The organism is Streptomyces sp. SID1328 (genome assembly GCF_009865595.1).
In the GTDB taxonomy this organism is placed as follows: domain Bacteria; phylum Actinomycetota; class Actinomycetes; order Streptomycetales; family Streptomycetaceae; genus Streptomyces; species Streptomyces griseoluteus.
The window spans coordinates 1-3,332 of record NZ_WWKH01000464.1; the positions used below are offsets into that span (position 1 = coordinate 1).

Consider the following 3,332-nt stretch of genomic DNA (forward strand, 5'->3'; position numbering starts at 1 on the left):
GAGGCCGACATCACCGACTTCGGTGGCCTGGAGCGCGCGGCGGTGGAGGTACGGGAGCGGCTGGGGCGGCCGTCCGTCGTCGTGGCCAACGCGGGGATCGCCGAGGGCGGACCCTTCGCCGGGTCCGCCCCCGAATCCTGGCGGCGGGTGATCGACGTCAACCTGGTCGGCAGCGCCCTGACCGCCCGGGCGTTCCTGGACGACCTGCTGGTCACGTCCGGCTACTTCCTCCAGGTGGCGTCGCTGGCCGCGTTCGGCACCTCACCGATGATGAGCGCCTACTGCGCGTCCAAGGCGGGCGTCGAGTCGTTCGCCCGCTCCCTCCAGGCCGAGGTCGCCCACGAGTCCGTCGGTGTGGGCATCGCCTACATCAACTGGACCGACACCGACATGACCCGCGACGCCGACCACCACCCCGTCCTCCGCGAACTCCGCGCCCACATGCCGGCCCCGGCCCGCAAGGTGTACCCGGCGGAGGTGGTCGCGGAACGCCTGGTCCGCGCGGTGGAACGCCGGCGCACGTCGGTGTACGTACCGGCCTGGCTACGGCTCGCCCAGTGGGGGCGCGCGGTTCTTCCACCGGTTGTGCGGCACGTCTCCAGCCGGGCGCTGCCGCGCTTGCAGGCCGAGCGGACGCTGCCCCCTACGGGGTTGCTGGGGGCCGGGGGAGTGGCGGACGAGGAGCGGCGGGGAGGGCGGGCCTGAGGAGGCGGGCGGCCGTCGGACACGCGGTCGTGTCTTCAGCCGGCCGCAGCCCGTGGGACGGACCGCCGGCCGGGAGGAGGCCGACGGTCCCCGGGTCCCTCAGCCCTGGTGGCCGTTCCCATGTCCGTTCGGATGCAGGACGACCTTGGTCCAGCCCTCGTCACGGGCGTCGAAGTGCTCGTAGCCGGTGGGGGCCTGGTCCAGACCGAGTTCGTGGCTGACGACGAAGCTCGGCTTCGCCTTTCCGCCGGCGATCAGGTCGCGCAGCGCTCGGTTGTACTTCTTGACCGGCGCCTGCCCGGTGCCCACGCGCTGGCCCTTGAACCACATCAGGCCGAAGTCGATCGGGACCTTGCCGTGCGCCTCCAGCTCGTTCTGGGCCTTCTCGCCGCCGGGGTCCTCGGGCAGGAACACGCCCACCACGCCGATGTCGCCCGTGAACCTGACCGAGTCGATCAGCCCGTTGACCGTGAGGCTGGCGTCCTCGTGTCCCTGGGCGTCATGGGCCTGGTAGCCGACGCACTCGCAGCCGTTGTCGGCGCCCAGACCCAGGGTGGCGTCCTTGACGACCTCCGCCGGGTCCTGCTCGGCACTGTTGACCGGGATGGCCCCGATCTCCTCCGCCTTGCGCAGCCGGTCGGGCTGGTGGTCGACCACCCAGACGCGCCCGGCGCCCTTGAGGAGAGCGGAGTAGGCCGCCATCAGCCCCACGGGGCCGGCCCCGAAGACGATGGTCTGGTCGCCCGGTTTGACGTGGGCCATCTCGGTGGCGTGATACCCGGTGGGGAAGATGTCGGCGAGCATCACGTAATCGGTCTGCCGCTCGGCGGCGTCCTCGCCGAGGCGCAGGGCGTTGAAGTCGCCGTAGGGCACGCGCAGCAGCTCCGCCTGGCCCCCCTGATAGGGACCCATGTCGGCGAATCCGTAGGCGGCTCCGGCGAGGGCCGGTTCCGGCTGCATGGTCAGGCAGTAGTTGGTGAGTCCTCGCTCGCACTGCTTGCAGAAGCCGCAGGCGATGTTGAAGGGCAGCACCACGTACTCGCCGACCTGGACCTTGCGGACCGCCGGGCCGACCTCCACGACCTGGCCCATGTTCTCGTGTCCGAAGGTGCGGCCGGGCTCGAACGAGGTGCGGCCCTCGTACATGTGGAGGTCCGAACCGCAGATGTTGGTGGTGGTGATCTTGACGATGATGTCGCAGGGGTGTTCGATCTTCGCGTCCGGAACGTCCTTCACCGCTACCGTTCGCGGTCCTTCATATACCGCTGCTCTCATGATGACTTCTCTCGGCCGCGGTACGACCGCGGCACGTCGCTGCGGGCCGTTCACCCGGATCGAGTGGAACGGCGGTGTCGCCGTGGAGCCGCCAGAGGGAGCTTCTACATCCCGGCGGCGTGCCGTCCGGGTCCCCGTCGGCCTCCGGCGCGAAACAGCCACTCACCGCCCGGCCGGCTGAATTTTCGGGCCCCGCCGACCCGCCGACCGCCGACCGCCGACGAGTCTCCGGCTCAGGTCTCCGACCGGTCCTCGTCATCGTCGTCGTCGTCGTCCTGAAGCATCTCCCGACGTTCCTGTTCGCGCTTGGAGAAGGCGGCTGCCCGGATCGCCTCGTCGCTCTCCAGGCCCGATCCCAGCGCGCCGCCCACCGTGGCGATCGAAGCGACGAACCAGGACAACGTCCAGTAGTCGGCGGGGTGCAGCGGGTTCTGGGTCGTGGTGGCGAAGACCTTGTCGTTGAGGATGAACAGCGCCCAGACCATGTTGACGGCCAGCAACCCCACGTAACACACGATCACCCCGATACCCACGGTCAAGACGGTCGAGGCGTTGTAGAGGCTCGTCCTCTTCCTCTCCTCCGGCAGCGCATTGGCTGATCGATGCCAGAGTTTCGCGTCCACGATCAGCCAGCCGATCATGATGACGACGGACCCGACCGTGGCGATCACCAGGCGGGGGGTGCTCAGGGCCTGCGACAGGCTCCAGACGGTGGAGTTCACGGTGGCCACGGCCCCGGTGGCGAGTGCGGCCGCCAGGGCCTTGGACAGCCCCGGCACCAGGCGCCACGGCCGGTTGGCGCGGACCATGCCGACGAGCACTCTCAGGTAGCCGCGCGGCCCGCCGACGACGTATCGGAGATCCGCGGTCTCTTCCTCGTCGACCGGGCCGGGGTGGATGGGGGCGAGACGGCTGACGAAGCGTCCCAGCGGCCGGCTCCGCGGATGTCCATCGGTTCCGGTGGTCTGCGGGACGGCCAGGGTGAGGACGACTTCTTCGACGGCCCGTCTCGTTCTGGTCTGCAGGCGCAGGCCGCCCAGCGTGGGCAGGGAGAGCAGCGCGAGGCCGTGTTCGTGGCTGAGTTCCACGACGAGTTTGCGCCCGTGGACGTGGAGCGGAAGGTCGGTGATGGCCACGACGATGTCCCAGTCCTCCGTCCTGGCACGGTTCATGATCCGGCGCACCAGGGTGGGCGGGTCCTCCGTCCCGGCGGTGAAGGGCTCGCTGACCACGCGGACCTCGAACCGCCGTCCCTCGCCCGCTTTTTCGGCGAGGCGGTCGGGGAGGGTCCGGGCCAGGCGCCGCGCGATCTCCGTCGGCGCGTCGGGGTCCGCCAGGAGAGCCACGACCGT

Annotated in this window: 3 protein-coding genes; 1 reads left to right on the plus strand and 2 read right to left on the minus strand. The window is 70.3% G+C overall.

All coding sequences use genetic code 11. The features are described 5' to 3' along the window. Positions 1 to 705 (plus strand): short-chain dehydrogenase/reductase (locus GT030_RS14370; protein ID WP_161201446.1); only part of this gene is annotated, 705 nt, incomplete at its 5' end. Between the two features lie 99 nt (positions 706 to 804). On the opposite strand, the gene GT030_RS14375 is transcribed toward GT030_RS14370, so the two are convergent. Beyond that, positions 805 to 1,980: a glutathione-independent formaldehyde dehydrogenase gene (locus GT030_RS14375; protein ID WP_161201447.1), complete on the minus strand. Its 1,176-nt coding sequence runs from the start codon at positions 1,978 to 1,980 to the stop codon at positions 805 to 807. Between the two features lie 233 nt (positions 1,981 to 2,213). Next, positions 2,214 to 3,332 (minus strand): hypothetical protein (locus GT030_RS14380; RefSeq protein WP_161201448.1); only part of this gene is annotated, 1,119 nt, incomplete at its 5' end.